The organism is Thalassospira lohafexi, assembly GCF_002844275.1.
Classification (GTDB): domain Bacteria; phylum Pseudomonadota; class Alphaproteobacteria; order Rhodospirillales; family Thalassospiraceae; genus Thalassospira; species Thalassospira lohafexi.
The window spans coordinates 22,585-37,385 of sequence record NZ_NXGX01000007.1 but is presented as its reverse complement, the minus strand read 5'-3'; the positions used below and the strand labels follow the sequence as shown (position 1 = coordinate 37,385).

15 protein-coding genes are annotated in these 14,801 nt (G+C 54.4%); all 15 read right to left on the bottom strand.

The window, feature by feature from the left end; translation table 11 throughout:
• Nucleotides 1–35: 35 nt before the first annotated feature.
• On the bottom strand, nucleotides 36–431 hold the full coding sequence (locus COO92_RS16970; RefSeq protein ID WP_101304083.1) for a RidA family protein: 396 nt from the start codon (nucleotides 429–431) through the stop codon (nucleotides 36–38).
• Nucleotides 424–855, bottom strand: a complete 432-nt coding sequence (locus COO92_RS16965) for an acyl-CoA thioesterase (RefSeq protein WP_022733360.1) — start codon at nucleotides 853–855, stop codon at nucleotides 424–426. The genes COO92_RS16970 and COO92_RS16965 overlap by 8 nt, the downstream gene beginning before the upstream one ends.
• A gap of 1 nt (nucleotide 856) precedes the next feature.
• Nucleotides 857–1,546, bottom strand: a complete 690-nt coding sequence (locus tag COO92_RS16960; RefSeq protein WP_101304081.1) for an ABC transporter ATP-binding protein — start codon at nucleotides 1,544–1,546, stop codon at nucleotides 857–859.
• A gap of 1 nt (nucleotide 1,547) precedes the next feature.
• Entirely contained in the window at nucleotides 1,548–2,297 is a 750-nt protein-coding gene (locus COO92_RS16955; RefSeq protein ID WP_101304079.1) for an ABC transporter ATP-binding protein, read from the bottom strand.
• Nucleotides 2,290–3,276 carry a branched-chain amino acid ABC transporter permease gene (locus COO92_RS16950; protein ID WP_022733363.1) on the bottom strand — a complete coding sequence of 329 codons (987 nt, stop codon included), beginning with the start codon at nucleotides 3,274–3,276 and terminating at the stop codon, nucleotides 2,290–2,292. Before COO92_RS16950 ends, COO92_RS16955 begins: the two co-directional genes overlap by 8 nt.
• 1 nt (nucleotide 3,277) lies before the next feature.
• Complete coding sequence (locus COO92_RS16945; protein WP_181951533.1) at nucleotides 3,278–4,195, bottom strand: branched-chain amino acid ABC transporter permease; 918 nt, start codon at nucleotides 4,193–4,195, stop codon at nucleotides 3,278–3,280.
• Nucleotides 4,196–4,275: 80 nt separating this feature from the next.
• Complete coding sequence (locus COO92_RS16940) at nucleotides 4,276–5,415, bottom strand: ABC transporter substrate-binding protein (protein WP_101304077.1); 1,140 nt, start codon at nucleotides 5,413–5,415, stop codon at nucleotides 4,276–4,278.
• 138 nt (nucleotides 5,416–5,553) lie between these two features.
• Nucleotides 5,554–6,399 carry a tryptophan 2,3-dioxygenase gene (gene kynA, locus COO92_RS16935; protein ID WP_101304075.1) on the bottom strand — a complete coding sequence of 282 codons (846 nt, stop codon included), beginning with the start codon at nucleotides 6,397–6,399 and terminating at the stop codon, nucleotides 5,554–5,556.
• Between the two features lie 2 nt (nucleotides 6,400–6,401).
• Nucleotides 6,402–7,595 (bottom strand): kynureninase, encoded by a 1,194-nt coding sequence (kynU, locus tag COO92_RS16930; RefSeq protein WP_101304073.1) that lies wholly within the window; start codon nucleotides 7,593–7,595, stop codon nucleotides 6,402–6,404.
• Nucleotides 7,592–9,217 (bottom strand): AMP-binding protein, encoded by a 1,626-nt coding sequence (locus COO92_RS16925; RefSeq protein ID WP_101304071.1) that lies wholly within the window; start codon nucleotides 9,215–9,217, stop codon nucleotides 7,592–7,594. The genes kynU and COO92_RS16925 overlap by 4 nt, the downstream gene beginning before the upstream one ends.
• A 22-nt stretch (nucleotides 9,218–9,239) precedes the next feature.
• Entirely contained in the window at nucleotides 9,240–10,394 is a 1,155-nt protein-coding gene (locus COO92_RS16920) for an acyl-CoA dehydrogenase family protein (RefSeq protein WP_101304069.1), read from the bottom strand.
• Entirely contained in the window at nucleotides 10,394–11,206 is an 813-nt protein-coding gene (locus tag COO92_RS16915) for an enoyl-CoA hydratase family protein (protein ID WP_101304067.1), read from the bottom strand. The genes COO92_RS16920 and COO92_RS16915 overlap by 1 nt, the downstream gene beginning before the upstream one ends.
• The gene (locus tag COO92_RS16910) at nucleotides 11,199–11,696 is read right to left on the bottom strand and encodes a MarR family winged helix-turn-helix transcriptional regulator (RefSeq protein ID WP_101304065.1); all 498 of its coding nucleotides are present in this window, start codon (nucleotides 11,694–11,696) and stop codon (nucleotides 11,199–11,201) included. Before COO92_RS16910 ends, COO92_RS16915 begins: the two co-directional genes overlap by 8 nt.
• Complete coding sequence (locus COO92_RS16905; RefSeq protein WP_101304362.1) at nucleotides 11,693–12,451, bottom strand: SDR family NAD(P)-dependent oxidoreductase; 759 nt, start codon at nucleotides 12,449–12,451, stop codon at nucleotides 11,693–11,695. Before COO92_RS16905 ends, COO92_RS16910 begins: the two co-directional genes overlap by 4 nt.
• 6 nt (nucleotides 12,452–12,457) lie before the next feature.
• Entirely contained in the window at nucleotides 12,458–14,752 is a 2,295-nt protein-coding gene (locus COO92_RS16900; protein ID WP_101304063.1) for a bifunctional salicylyl-CoA 5-hydroxylase/oxidoreductase, read from the bottom strand.
• Between the last annotated feature and the right edge of the window lie 49 nt (nucleotides 14,753–14,801).

The following is a 14,801-nucleotide window of genomic DNA, read 5'->3' as shown; positions in this document are numbered from 1 at the left end:
CTTCGCGATCTCTCGTATGGCGTTCGACGTGCGGTTTACTTCGGGATCACTGCCGTTGCTTCGATCTCGATCATGGCTTCGTCTTCGACCAATGCGCTGACCACAACCATGGTCATCGCCGGGAAATTCTTGCCAAGGACGCGGCGATAGGCCTGACCGACTTCGCGCTGTTTGGCGAGATATTCCTGTTTGTCGGTGACATACCATGTCAAACGCGTCAGATGTTCCGGACGCCCACCGCCAGCTTGCAGCACGTCACTAATATTGATCAGTGCCTGCTCCATCTGACCAACGAAATCCTTGGCAACGAAAACCTGATCAGCGTTCCAGCCAATCTGTCCTCCGATATACAACGTGGCACCTTCTGCCAACACACCGTTTGCATATCCCTTGGGCTCTCTCCATCCATCTGGCTGAACGATTTTATGCATTTTTTTCTACCACTTGATTGATTTCTTTTTCGATTTTGGCACGCAAATCATCGGGCCATGCCACTGACTTTCCGGCGCCTCTTTTCGTAAACACCAGTGTGAGCGTTGTTTTCAGGCGTTGCTCGTCGCCCGAATGCGCGGTTATTTCCAGCTCCAAACTAGACCGTCCGATCCGAAGCGGTGTCAGACGAAACTCAAGCTGATCGCCAAGCATGCTTGGTGCGGTAAAGGCAATGCTGAGCCCCGCGGTTGGAACAGCCACCTGCATCGGCCCGTGCATGGTTGGAAAACCACAGCCAATCACGACATCGAACCATTCTTCGACCGTGGCGTTCACCATCTCGAAATAGCGGGGATAAAAGACAATCCCGGCTGGATCACAATGCTGAAACAGGACCTTTTGCCGATAGGTAAATACCGCCATATCAGACCCCCAAATACCGGTCAGCAAGCGCATCGGTCAGTTCATTGACCGCACCGCTCCAGGCGGTAACGCCCTTTTCGACAATCACATAGCGATCTGCGACACCTGAAAGTTCTTTAAGCGACTTATCCACCACCAAAATGGTCAGACCTGATTGCTTAAGCTGATTGATCGCCGCCCAGATTTCCTGACGGACCACCGGCGCCAACCCCTCGGTTGCTTCGTCCAAAATCAGTAAACGCGGGTTGGTCATCAGCGCACGGCCAATGGCCAACATCTGCTGTTCACCGCCCGAAAGCGTCATCGCCTTTTGCTCCCGCCGTTCGGCAAGACGTGGAAACAACCCCGCCACCCGGTCGAAATCCCACTCACCCGGACGGGCCGCGGCAATCAGGTTTTCCATGACGGTTAAACGGGCAAAGCATCGGCGGCCTTCCGGCACCAGACCAAGCCCCAAGCGGGCCGCTTTGTGCGATGGCATTTTTGCCAAGTCCTGTCCGGCAAAGCGGATTGACCCATCGCGATGTTCCATCATGCGACAGATGGTCTTGATCGTGGTCGTTTTGCCCATACCATTACGCCCCATAAGGGCGACGGCTTCGCCTTCATTAAGCGACAGATCAATACCAAACAAGGCCTGCGATGCGCCGTAAAACGCGGTCACACCACTAAGTTCGAGAAGTGCAGACATATCAGGCTTCCTCCCCGAGATAGGCACGTTTAACATCATCATTCCCGCGAATGTCATCAACAGTGCCGGTCGCAATGACACGGCCATAAACCAGAACCGAAATCCGGTCGGCCAAGGCAAAAACCGCATCCATGTCATGTTCGACCAGAAGGATCGGGGCCTGTGCGCGCAAACCATCAAGGAAACCAGTCAGACGTTTGGAACCCTCTGGTCCCATGCCCGCCATCGGCTCATCCAATAAAAACGCCCGTGGTTCAAGGGCAAGCGCCACCGCCATTTCCAACTGACGACGTTCACCATGTGAAATATCGGCCGCGCGCATTTCCGCACGATCCGCAAGTCCAACCCGTTCAAGCTGCGCCATTGCCGGTTCTACAAGCGACTTGTCACTCAGCACCGGGCGGAAAAACCGAAAGACCTTCCCGCTGACTGACTGACGGGCCAGCATCACGTTCTGCAGAACCGAGAATTCTGGCATCAGGGACGACACCTGAAACGTTCTGGCAAGGCCCATACGCGACCGTTGGACCGCGTCCAAGGCATTGATGTGCTGACCGTTAAAATGAATGTCACCGCTATCAGATTTGATCTCGCCCGCGATCTGTTTGATCAGGGTGGATTTCCCCGCCCCGTTCGGCCCGATCAGTGCGTGGATTTCCCCCGCACGCAGATCAAGCGTGACGCTGTCACTGGCGAGAAGAGACCCGAATTGCTTGGTGATGTTTGACAGTGAAAGAATGGCATCAGACATGTTTGCGTTCCCCCGCCAAAACACCAACAAGTCCACCGCGCGCGAACAAAACCACGATCAGCAGCAACACGCCCAGCGGCAATTGCCAGAATTCCCAAACCCCGCCAAGCAGATGTTCAAGAATGATGTAAAGCCCCGCCCCGGCCAGCGGGCCGAACAAGCGCCCAACCCCACCGAGAATGACAAACACCATGATTTCACCTGACATATGCCAAGACATCATCGACGGGCTAACAAAACGGTTGAGATCGGCATAAAGTGCGCCGGCCAACGCCGTGATCATCGCTGAAATCACAAACGCCACCAGACGGATGCGAAACGGTGCAATCCCTACGGCCGTCATACGCTGGCTGTTCTGGCGAGCGCCCTGAAGGGCAAGACCAAACCGCGAGCGGATCAAAACGGCCGAAAATGCGATCGCAAGCCCCAGCATCACGGCACAGAGTGCAAAATAACTGATCGGATCAAGCGTATTGAGCCCCGGGAACCCGTTGCGCACATAGATCGACAGGCCGTCTTCCCCGCCATATGCAGGCCAGGAAATCGCGAAGTAATAGATCATCTGCGCAAACGCCAGCGTGATCATGATGAAATAAACGCCGCTGGTCCGCAGCGTAATCGCCCCAATAGCCAAGGCAATAATCGCCGATGCCAGCAGCGCAACAATCCAGATAATGATCATCTGGGTCGTGCCTTCGATCTCGAACGGCCATGTCATGATCGGTTCGTAATTAAGCGCATGGCTGGCAAGGATGCCCGCCGCATAGCCGCCAATTCCGAAGAACGCCGCATGACCAAAGGACACAAGCCCGCCATAGCCAAGCACAAGGTTAAGGCCTACCCCCGCCATGGCAAAAATGGCCACCTTGGTCGCCAGGGTAATGATGAACGGCTCATCCATGCCCAGCGCAATCAATGGGACAATCACCAGTGCCAGACCAAGGATACAGTTGATAAAGGTTTCGCGGTTCATGGTCATATCAGGCTTCCGTCCCGAACAAACCGCTTGGCCGCAGGAACAAAACCAGCGCCATAACGATATAAATCAACATTGATGCAAGGGCGGACCCAATGGCCGTCGCACTTGCCGGATCAAGAAAGGTTGCAAACGCATGGGGCAACAAAAACCGCCCCATCGTATCGGTAAAGCCAACAAGAAGGGATCCGACCAGCGCGCCCTTGATCGAGCCAATCCCACCAATCACAATCACAACAAATGCCAGAATAAGCACCGGCTCGCCCATACCGACCTGAACCGACTGGGTCGTGCCGACAAAGGCACCGGCAAGCCCGGCCAAAGCCGCGCCAAGGGCAAACACAATTGTATAAAGGCGATCAATATCCACCCCCAAGGCGGCGATCATGCCGCGATCAGCTTCACCCGCACGAATGCGAATGCCAAGACGGGTTTTACCAATCAGCAGGAACAAGCCCGCCGCCACAGCAAAACCGGCAATAATGATGGCAAGACGGAACAGCGGATATTGGAAATCACCGGGCATCACAACAGTGCCCGTCAGGAATTCAGGTACGCTTAGAAACAATGGGAAGGATCCGAAAATCCAGCGTGTGCCTTCGGAAAAAATCAAAATAAGGGCAAAAGTCGCCAGAACCTGATCAAGGTGATCACGGTTATAAAGACGGCGAATAATCAGTATCTCAACCAGCGCACCGGCAATGGCCGCAGCCATCAGGCTGGCAACAAGACCAAGCCAGAACGAACCGGTCCATGCCGCAACCGCCGCACAGGCAAAAGCGCCAACCATATAGAGCGAGCCATGGGCCAGATTAATCAGACCCATCACACCGAAAACAAGCGTCAGCCCAGATGCCATCAAAAACAGCATCACACCGGACTGAAGGCCGTTTAGCAGCTGCTCCAGGAAAAGAGTGAACATTATTGGAAACTCCGTCACAAGGTGGTCGGGGGCCGTAAACCACTATGGGCAACGGCCCCCACCGACTTGTCAGCCCGTGATTACATCGAGCATTCCGATGCATAGGCATCGGCATGATCTTTAAGGGCAACGCCAACGATCTTGTTGGTCAGAACGTCGCCTTCTTTAACGACTTCACGAACATAGATGTCCTGAATCGGATGCTGGTTCGGACCAAAGACAAACTTGCCACGGACCGAATTGAAATCAGCCGCCCGCAACGCATCGCGGAATGCTTCCTTGTCATTGACATTTGCTTTGCCCATCGCCGACAGCAGCAGGTTTGCAGTGTCAAAACCATAAGATGCATAGAGCGACGGCAGACGGTCATATTCAGCAACGAAGCTTTCAACGAATGCCTTGTTGGTCGCGTTGTCGATGTCTTTTGACCAGTTCGAGGTGTTTTTCACACCCAGAGCCGCATCACCAACTGCACCAAGAATGCCCTGATCCATCGAAAATGCCGGACCGATCAGCGGAATATCCACACCCGACTGAGCATACTGTTTCATGAACGCAATGCCCATGCCGCCCGGCAGGAAGAAGAAGACGCTGTCAGCACCCGACGCACGGATTTCAGCAATTTCGGCGGCGTAATCTGTCTGACCAAGCTTGGTGTAAACTTCGCCTGCGATGTCGCCAAAGAAGAAGCGTTTGAACCCAGCCAGGGAATCTTTCCCCGCCGGATAGTTCGGTGCGAGGATAAAGGCGTTTTCATACCCGGCACTCGACGCATAGCCACCGGCTGCTTCATGCAGGTTGTCATTCTGATAGGAAACGCTGAAATAGTTCGCGTTACAGCCTTTGCCTGCCAACTGCGACGGTGCCGCATTGACGGAAAGATAGAATTTGTCCTGTGCAACCGCGGACGGCACCACAGCCATAGCAAGGTTCGACCAGATAATACCGGTCAGAACATCAACCTTTTCCTGCTGGATCATTTTATCAGCAAGCTGGACAGCGACGTCCGGTTTGCGCTGATCATCTTCGATCACGACTTCCAGATCGGGATTGTTTGCCTGTTTAACCGCCAGCATAAAGCCGTCACGTGCATCAATACCCAAGCTGGCACCACCGCCCGAAAGTGTGGTGATCATGCCAACCTTTACCGGATCGGCCTGCGCCGCGCCGGCAACAAGCAATGCAGCCACTGCTGCAATGGTTGTCTTAATACCCTTCATTTAAGCCTCCGTGTTTATACATTTTATTCGTTTAGCAACACGTTGATCCCACGACATTTATGTCTTTGTGCGTCGTGGTTTTAACGAACTTGATGCCTGCCCCTGATCTTGCAGTATTTGCATCATGCCCGTCCATCCTCAAAGCGTGGTTCGCACCCGCCAGAGTTCCGGAAACAGTTCTACTTCCAGCATTTTCTTAAGGTAACTGACGCCACCCGTGCCACCGGTCCCGCGTTTAAAACCAATAACGCGTTCGACCGTTGTCACATGGTTAAAGCGCCAGCGACGGAAGTAGTCTTCAAAATCCACCAGCTTTTCAGCCAGTTCATACAGCGACCAGTATTTGGTTGGATCGCTGTAAACCTTGTGCCATGCCGCAATCACAGCGTCATCTGGCGTATAGGGCTGTGTGACATCCCGGCCAAGAACATGATCGGGAAGATCAATGCCTTCGCGTGCCAACAGGCGCAACGCCTCGTCATACAGACTGGGCGTTGTAAGCTCCGTCGTCAGCAACTCAAGAATATCTTCGCGATGGGCATGCGGGCGTAACATCGCGTGATTGCGGTTGCCCAGCATGAATTCGATCTGACGATACTGATGGGACTGAAACCCCGATGAAGGACCAAGCGCATCGCGAAACGTCGTATAGTCGCTTGGCGTCATGGTGCGCAACACGTCCCATGCGTTATTAAGCTGTTCGAAAATTCGCGACACACGCGCCAGCATCTTAAATGCCGGGCGGAAATCACCCTCGCCCATGACGGCGCGGGCCGCACTGATTTCACGGATCGCAAGTTTCATCCAAAGCTCGGACGTTTGATGCTGAATGATAAACAGCATTTCGTCATGGGCATCAGATTTGGGATGCTGGGCGGTCAGGATCGCATCAAGCGACAGGTAATCGCCATAGGACATCTGATCGGAAAAATCCGTGCGTGCGCCTTCGGTGCTGGGATCATATGGTTTGGTTGGTTTGGCCATGATCAGGTCACCGCGTTGCGTTTATGGAATTTCGGCTGATCCCATGATTTGGTTTCCATGATCTCGGCCAGAATTTTAACCGCACCGTCCACATCACCATTATCGATATAAAGCGGGGTAAACCCGAAACGAATGATATCAGGTGCGCGGAAATCACCAATCACGCCGCGCGCGATCAAGGCCTGCATCACGGCATATCCGTGATCAAATTTGAACGATACCTGTGAACCACGGTGTTGTGGATCACGCGGGCTTGCCAGTTCCAGCATCGAACAGGATGCCTCGACACCAGCGATAAACTGCTCGCACAGCTCGATACTGCGTGTGCGGATATCGGCCATGTCAACGCCGTCCCATGCCTTCATGGCTTCTTCAAGCACCGTCATCTGAATAACCGGTGGTGTGCCAACCCGCATGCGTGAAACATCCGGGGCAGGCGTATAATCACGGTCAAAGGCAAATGGGGCAGCATGGCCCAACCATCCAGACAACGCCGGTCGGATGGTTTTGGCGTGATCGGGCCGGACATAAATAAATGCCGGGGCACCGGGGCCGCCATTAAGATATTTATAGGTGCAGCCAACAGCGAAATCCGCGTTACATCCGGTCAGGTCAACCGGAACCGCCCCCGCCGAATGCGCCAGATCCCAGATCACAATCGCACCCGCCTTATGGGCAAGATCGGTAATGCGTTTCATGTCATGCATGCGCCCGGTGCGGTAATCGACCTGGGTGAGCATCAAGACAGCAAGGTCTTCGTTGATCAGGCTTTCGACATCTTCGGGGTTTGGTGTTTTAAGCACATGCCCCTTATCGAGACTTTTGATCAGGCCATCGGCCATATAAAGGTCAGTCGGGAAATTCCCGTTGTCCGATACAATCACCTTACGATCCGGGCGCAGTTCCAGCGCACTTGCCAGTGCCTGATACACCTTGATCGACAAAGTATCGCCCATAACCACAGTACCGGGAGCCGCCCCAATCAAGCGCGCGACAAGATTGCCGACACGTTCGGGTTGCGCCATCCATTTGGCATCATTCCAGCCCCGGATCAGCATTTCCCCCCATTCATCCTCAATCATCGACTTCGCACGGTTTGCGGCCGACTTTGGCATCATGCCAAGCGAGTTCCCATCAAGGTAAATGACACCTTTGGGAATATGGAACAGGGATTTGGTGGCGGCGAAATCGATCATGCAGGCAGGTCCTGTTTCAGTCTGAAGCGCTGAATTTTTCCAGTCGCGGTTTTTGGCAGTGTCTCGATAAAGACGACGGAGCGCGGATATTTAAACGGCGCGATCGTCGCTTTTACATGATCTTGCAACTGTTTGGCCATCTCGGGTGTCGGATGAAAACCGTCTGCCAGAACGATATGGGCCTGAACAATGGTGCCGCGTTCTTCATTCGGTGCACCTATGACCGCACATTCGGCAACAGCTACGTGGGACAACAAGGCGGCCTCGACTTCCGGACCGGCGATGTTGTAACCCGACGAGACGATCATATCGTCATTGCGTGCAGCAAAGTGATAGTAGCCATCCTCATCAACAAAGAACGCATCCCCTGTCAGGTTCCAGCCATCACGCACATACGTGCACTGACGCACATCATCAAGATAACGACATCCCGTCGGTCCGCGCACCGCAAGCCTGCCAACCGTTCCGACCGGAACTTCATTCATATCGTGATCAACGATTTTGGCTTCATACCCACCAACCGGGCGCCCCGTACAGGCCGGGTGACTGTCACCAAATCGGTTGGAGATAAAAATATGGAGCATCTCGGTCGCGCCAATACCATCGAGCATCGGTTTGCCGGTTTTTTCCATCCAGGCATCATAAACCGGCGCAGGCAGAGTTTCGCCCGCCGAAACAGCCGCACGCAGGGATGACAAATCAGCCCCTTCTTCCATCGCCGATAACATCACGCGATAGGCGGTCGGTGCGGTAAAGCACACCGTCGCCTTATAGGTTTCGATGATTTCGATCATGTTGGGTGGGGACGCTTTTTCAAGCAAGGTCGCAGTCGCCCCAAAGCGCAGCGGGAAAATGGCAAGCCCGCCCAGACCAAAGGTAAAGGCAAGGGGGGGCGATCCGACAAACACATCATCAGGCGTTACATTCAGCACTTCCTTGGCATAACCATCGGCAATGATCAAAAGATCACGATGGAAATGCATGGTCGCCTTTGGGCTGCCGGTCGTGCCCGAGGTAAACCCAAGCAAGGCCACATCATCGCGCCCGGTTTTAACCGCCTCGAATTTGACCGATTTGGTCAGGGCAATGCGATCAAGCTCGGCGTCATGATTGGCCGTCCCGTCAAAGCCAATGACCTTTTTAAGGAATGTGCTGTCCTTGGCACAGGCGACCATCTCATCCATCAGGCGCGTGTCACACAGGGCAAATTCGATCTCGGCCTTATCGACAATCTGGGCCAGTTCGCCAGACCGCAGCATCGGCATGGTATTGACCACAACCGCGCCTGCCTTGGTCGCCGCCAGCCAGCAGGCCACCATCGCCGGATTATTAGCCGACCGGATAAGAATACGGTTGCCCGGCTTAACGCCGTAATCCTCGACCAGCGCGTGGGCAATGCGGTTGGTCCAGTCTGCCAGTTCCTTATAGGTCCGCTGACGACCATTGCCGATCAGGGCGGTGTTATCACCAAAACCCTGATCAACCATTTTGTCGGTCAGCTCGACCCCGGCATTCAGATATTCGGGATAATCAAACTTGTCCAAATTAAACTCTGGCCAGTCTGCCACCGGTGGCAAATTGTCCCGCGTGAATTGGTCAGTATGTGCAGTTGGTCCGAGCATTGTGAAGTCCCTGATACAGCCATTATTGCGCCAGCGTTTGCCGTGCGATGATTATTTTCTGGACGTCTGATGCGCCTTCATAAATGCGAAGAGCACGAATTTCCCGGTACAGCAGTTCAATGATGTGCCCACTGCGCACGCCATCACCGCCATGAATTTGCACCGCCTTATCAATGACGGTTTGTGCATGATCGGTTGCATAAAGTTTTGCCATCGCCGCTTCGCGGCTTACGCGCGGGGCACCGCTGTCTTTCAGCCATGCGGCGCGATAGACCAAAAGGGCCGACGCATCGATATCAAGCGCCATGTCCGCGACATGCCCCTGAACCATTTGAAGATCAAAAAGCGGCGCGCCAAACAGTTCGCGTTCCTGAACCCGCTTGATGGTTTCATCCAACGCACGGCGCGCAAAACCAAGGGCGGCGGCGGCAACGGTTGATCGAAATACATCAAGAACCGACATCGCAATTTTAAACCCGTCACCACCATTGCCAATCAACGCACGTGCCGGGATGCGGCAATCGGTGAATTTCAGGCGTGCGAGTGGATGGGGTGCGATGGTATGCAGACGCTCGGCAATTTCAAACCCGGGCGTGTTTGCCGGAACGACAAAGGCCGAAAGCCCCTTGGCCCCCGGTGCTTCGCCGGTGCGCGCAAAGACGCAGTAAAAGTCCGCGATCCCGCCATTGGAAATCCAGGTCTTTTCACCGTTCAGAATAAAGTCATCGCCATCACGTTTGGCATCAAGGGCGATGTTGGCAACATCTGACCCAGATTGTGGTTCGGTCAGCGCGAAGGCAGCGATCCCAGTGCCAGAACGTACTTTTGGAAGCCATTCCCCCCGGTGGGCTTCCGTTCCAAACAAAGAGATCGCGCCACTCCCCAACCCCTGCATCGCAAAGGCGAAATCAGCCAACCCGTCATAACGCGCCAATGTTTCGCGGATCAGGCAAAGTGACCGCACATCCAGTTTCGATCCGGTATATTGCGGATCAATTGCCGCATGGCGCAACCAACCGCCATCGGCCAGTCGGCGAACCAGATCCCGGCAGGCATCATCGACATCACCGTGATCAATGCCATCAAGATTGGTCGCCGCCCAGGCATCAAGCTTGACCGCCAGTTCACGGTGCCTGTCTTCGAAAAACGGCCACTCAAGGAAGGATGTATCTGCCATCAGTTGCCCTCAAACACCGGTTTTTCCTTGGCGACAAAGGCCGTATAGGCACGATTGAAATCTTCGGTCTGCATGCAGATTGCCTGCGCCTGTGCTTCAGATTCAATCGCCTGTTCGATCGACATGTTCCATTCTTGCGCCAGCATGGTTTTTGTCATCATGTGACCGAAATTCGGGCCTTGGGAAATACGGGTGGCAAGGGTGATGGCCTCTGCCTCAAGAACATCTGCCTCGACAAGACGGTTATAGAACCCCCAACGTTCGCCTTCCTCGGCCGACATTGAACGTCCGGTATACAGAAGTTCGGCCGCACGTCCCTGTCCGATGATGCGTGGCAGGATCGCACAGGCCCCCATGTCACAGCCCGCCAACCCGACACGGGTAAACAGGAATGCGGTTTTGGAGGTGGCAGTCGCCAGACGAAGGTCGGATGCCATGGCAATGATTGCCCCCGCACCCACACAAACCCCGTCTACCGCCGCAATCACCGGCTTGCCACAGCCGATGATCGACTTGACCAGATCACCGGTCATGCGGGTGAATTCCAAAAGACCTTTCATGTCCTTTTTGATCAGCGGACCAATGATGTCATGCACATCCCCGCCAGAACAAAAGTTGCCACCGTTTGATCCAAACACCACCGCCTTGACATCATCAGCGTAAACCAGATCGCGGAAGGTATCGCGAAGCTCGGCATAGCTATCGAACGTCAACGGGTTTTTGCGGTCGGGACGATCCAGTGAAATGACCGCAACGTCGCCTTCCATGCGCCAGTTGAAATGGGTGGGTTTGATGTTCGCCATTTTAGTCATGGGGCGCCTCGTTATGATGGGAAATGGTGCGCAGAATACGGATCAGGCCATCGGCATCACTGGCCGAAAGATCGGAAAACAGCTCGGAAACCCATCCTTCATGCACAAGGGCCCGTTCGGCGAAATCCTTTTCGCCCGCTTCGGTCAGGCGCACAATCGATGCGCGGCGGTCATTTTCGACCGGCACACGTACGAGCATTCCCTCCCCGACAAGGCGATCAACAATGCCGGTCACATTGCCGTTTGACACCATCAGGGATTTTGAAAGTTCGCTCATGCGCATGCCATCGCGTTCACGGTAAAGTGCGGCCAAAACATCAAAACGCGGCAGGGTTGAGCCAAATTCGATGCGCATTTTTTCGCGCAGCTCGCCTTCGATTTTGCGCGAGACTTTCAGAATCTGAAGCCACGCCCGCAAACGCGCCTTGGACAGATCAGATGTTTCATTATTCATCAGATCGCGCAGGTCATCGGAATGGTTCATATTCATACTTCTCCTCCCGATACCGAAATCGCCTGTCCGGTAATGGATGCCGCATGAGGACTGCAAAGCCACATGACGGTGTTTGCCACTTCATCAGGCTGGATAAAGCGGTTCTGCGGATTGATTTTCGCAAGACTTGCACGCGCGGCGTCGGTGCTCATGCCGGTTTTGGCAACGATGTTTTCAACCGATTTTTCCAACATCGGCGTTTCCATAAAACCGGGGCACACCGCATTTACGGTAACCGAACTGCTGGCAAGTTCGGCGGCCATGCCCTCAACAAGACCGACCACACCGTGTTTTGCCGCGCAATAGGCCGTAACATAGGCATACCCCTTAAGCCCCGCGGTCGAGGCAATCGAAATCAGTCGACCTGGCTTGGTCTTATCCATCACAGCCAATCCTTCGCGGAAGGTCAGGAACGTACCGGTCAGATTGACATCCATCGTGCGTTTCCAAAGATCGACCGATGTTTTGCCAATCGGGGCACTTTCGGCCATACCGGCATTGGCAATCACCAAATCCGGTGCGCCGATTTCGGCCACCATGGTCGCATACATGTCGCGCACCGAAGTCTCGTCAGTCACATCGGCGACGATTGCTGTGATATTTTCATGTTGGGCAACCTCGGCCAAAACGTCGCTGCGCCGTCCAGCGATGGCAACCTTCACCCCGGCATCGGCCAACATGCGGGCCATAACGACCCCGACACCGGAACCGCCCCCGGTGATCAATGCGCGATGAATGGCAAGATCGGCCATGGTCACTTAAACCTTTCCGGTCATGACGTCGGCCCGTTCGGCCAGACGCATCATCTGATCGCGTCCCGCATAATAGGGTGCGGGCCAGTTTTCAGTCTGATTGCCAAGGGCGGCTGCCTGATGCAGCGTCCAATACGGGTTCGCCAGATGCGGCCGCGCCAGACAGACAAGGTCCGCACGCCCGGCCATCAGGATCGAATTAACGTGATCGGGTTCGTAAATATTACCCACCGCCATCGTCGCGATATTGGCTTCGTTGCGAATACGATCAGAAAACGGCGTCTGGAACATCCGACCATAAACCGGGCGGGCATCCTTGGTCGTTTGACCGGCCGACACGTCGCAGATATCAACATCATTGGCTTTAAGCATACGGGCGATTTCAACCGCTTCTTCGGGCGTGACACCATCATCCCCGACCCAATCATTGGCCGAAATACGCACCGAAAGTGGCTTATTCGCAGGCCATGCTGCACGCACAGCATTGATCACTTCAAGTGGATAGCGCATCCGGTTTTCAAGCGACCCACCATATTCATCATCGCGCACATTGCTCACAGGACTGATGAAGGACGATAAAAGATAACCGTGTGCGGCATGCACTTCGATCATGTCAAACCCGGCACGGTCGGCCATCTTGGCCCCGGCGACAAATTGATCACGGACCATGTCCATGTCATCGCGCGTCATCGCCTTTGGCGTTTGATTGCGATCCGACCATGCAATGGCCGAGGCCGACAAAAGCGGCCAGTTACCATCCGACAGCGGCGCATCCATTTCTTCCCAGCCAAGTTGAGTCGATCCTTTGCGCCCGGAATGACCGACCTGCATGCACAGTTTGGCATCGGTTTCACCATGGACAAAATCGACAATCCGTTTCCAGGCCTGCTCATGCGCATCGTCATAAAGCCCCGGACATCCCGGTGTAATCCGGCCATCCGCCGACACACAGGTCATCTCGGTATAAACCATTGCCGCACCGCCCTTGGCGCGTTCGGCGTAATGCACCAAATGCCAATCGGTCGGGCAGCCATCAACCGCCTTATACTGGGCCATCGGGGACACAACGATTCGGTTTTTAAGCTCCATCTCGCGTAGCTTGAACGGTACAAACATAGGATGACGCACCCCGTCATTGGCCGGAACACCGGCCTGACGCTGGAACCAGCCTTCTGCCTCGCCGAGCCATTTGGCATCCCGCAGGCGCAGGTTTTCATGGCTAATGCGCTGTGATCTGGTCAAAAGAGAATAGGTGAACTGCACCGGATCAAAATCGAAGTAGCGTTCAATTTCTTCGAACCATTCCATCGAGTTGCGCGCCGCGGACTGCAGGCGCAAAACTTCAAGACGGCGTTCGTCTTCATACTTGCCAAAGGCCGATTTCAGATCGGTTTCGGAATGCAGATAATTTGCCAGTGCAATCGCACTTTCAAGTGCCAGCTTGGTCCCCGACCCGATGGAGAAATGCGCAGTTGCCGCCGCATCGCCCATCAAAACAATATTATCGTGTGACCAACTGTTGCATAGAACGCGCGGGAAGCTCAGCCATGCTGATCCACGGACATGGTGCGCATTGCTGATCAGGGCATGACCATCCAGATGATCCTTGAATATTTCCTCGCAGGTGGCGATGGAGTCTTCCTTGGTCATCTCGCCAAAGCCATAGGCGTCCCACGTCTCTTGCGAACATTCGACAATGAAGGTCGCCGTTTCATCATCAAACTGATAGGCGTGCGCCCAGACCCAGCCCTTGTCGGTTTCTTCAAAGATAAAGGTAAAGGCATCATCAAATTTCTGATGGGTGCCCAGCCAGACAAACTTGCATTTGCGCGTATCAATATCGGGCTGGAAATGCTCGGCATAGTCGGTGCGGGTTTTGGAATTCAACCCATCGCAGGCAACCACAAGGTCGTAATCCTTGTTATAGTCCGCCGCACTCTGGGCCTCTGTTTCAAAGCGCAGGTCCACGCCAAGTTCACGCGCGCGTTGCTGCAACAAGATCAAAAGCTGTTTTCGACCGATGCCACAAAAGCCATGCCCGGTTGAGACGGTCTTAGCCCCCCGGTATTTGACCGCAACATCATCCCAATAGGAAAAATGCGCCCGAATGGCTTCGGCACTTTTGGGGTCATTATCAGCAAGGTTCGTAAGAGTCTCGTCAGACAGCACAACGCCCCAGCCGAACGTATCGTCGGCTTTGTTGCGTTCAATCACCACGACCTCGTTGGCCGGATCACGCAATTTCATTGATATTGCAAAATAAAGCCCCGCAGGACCGCCACCCAGACAAGCTACTCTCACCAGCTTTTCCCTTCCTGATTTGTTTGGTTGTTTCGGGAAACTGACAAAA

Bases quoted from the DNA above. Each gene is read 5' to 3' on its own strand.
- COO92_RS16970 (WP_101304083.1), bottom strand. From the start codon at position 431: ATGCATAAAATCGTTCAGCCAGATGGATGGAGAGAGCCCAAGGGATAT.
- COO92_RS16965 (WP_022733360.1), bottom strand. From the start codon at position 855: ATGGCGGTATTTACCTATCGGCAAAAGGTCCTGTTTCAGCATTGTGAT.
- COO92_RS16960 (WP_101304081.1), bottom strand. From the start codon at position 1,546: ATGTCTGCACTTCTCGAACTTAGTGGTGTGACCGCGTTTTACGGCGCA.
- COO92_RS16955 (WP_101304079.1), bottom strand. From the start codon at position 2,297: ATGTCTGATGCCATTCTTTCACTGTCAAACATCACCAAGCAATTCGGG.
- COO92_RS16950 (WP_022733363.1), bottom strand. From the start codon at position 3,276: ATGACCATGAACCGCGAAACCTTTATCAACTGTATCCTTGGTCTGGCA.
- COO92_RS16945 (WP_181951533.1), bottom strand. From the start codon at position 4,195: ATGTTCACTCTTTTCCTGGAGCAGCTGCTAAACGGCCTTCAGTCCGGT.
- COO92_RS16940 (WP_101304077.1), bottom strand. From the start codon at position 5,415: ATGAAGGGTATTAAGACAACCATTGCAGCAGTGGCTGCATTGCTTGTT.
- kynA (WP_101304075.1), bottom strand. From the start codon at position 6,399: ATGGCCAAACCAACCAAACCATATGATCCCAGCACCGAAGGCGCACGC.
- kynU (WP_101304073.1), bottom strand. From the start codon at position 7,595: ATGATCGATTTCGCCGCCACCAAATCCCTGTTCCATATTCCCAAAGGT.
- COO92_RS16925 (WP_101304071.1), bottom strand. From the start codon at position 9,217: ATGCTCGGACCAACTGCACATACTGACCAATTCACGCGGGACAATTTG.
- COO92_RS16920 (WP_101304069.1), bottom strand. From the start codon at position 10,394: ATGGCAGATACATCCTTCCTTGAGTGGCCGTTTTTCGAAGACAGGCAC.
- COO92_RS16915 (WP_101304067.1), bottom strand. From the start codon at position 11,206: ATGACTAAAATGGCGAACATCAAACCCACCCATTTCAACTGGCGCATG.
- COO92_RS16910 (WP_101304065.1), bottom strand. From the start codon at position 11,696: ATGAATATGAACCATTCCGATGACCTGCGCGATCTGATGAATAATGAA.
- COO92_RS16905 (WP_101304362.1), bottom strand. From the start codon at position 12,451: ATGGCCGATCTTGCCATTCATCGCGCATTGATCACCGGGGGCGGTTCC.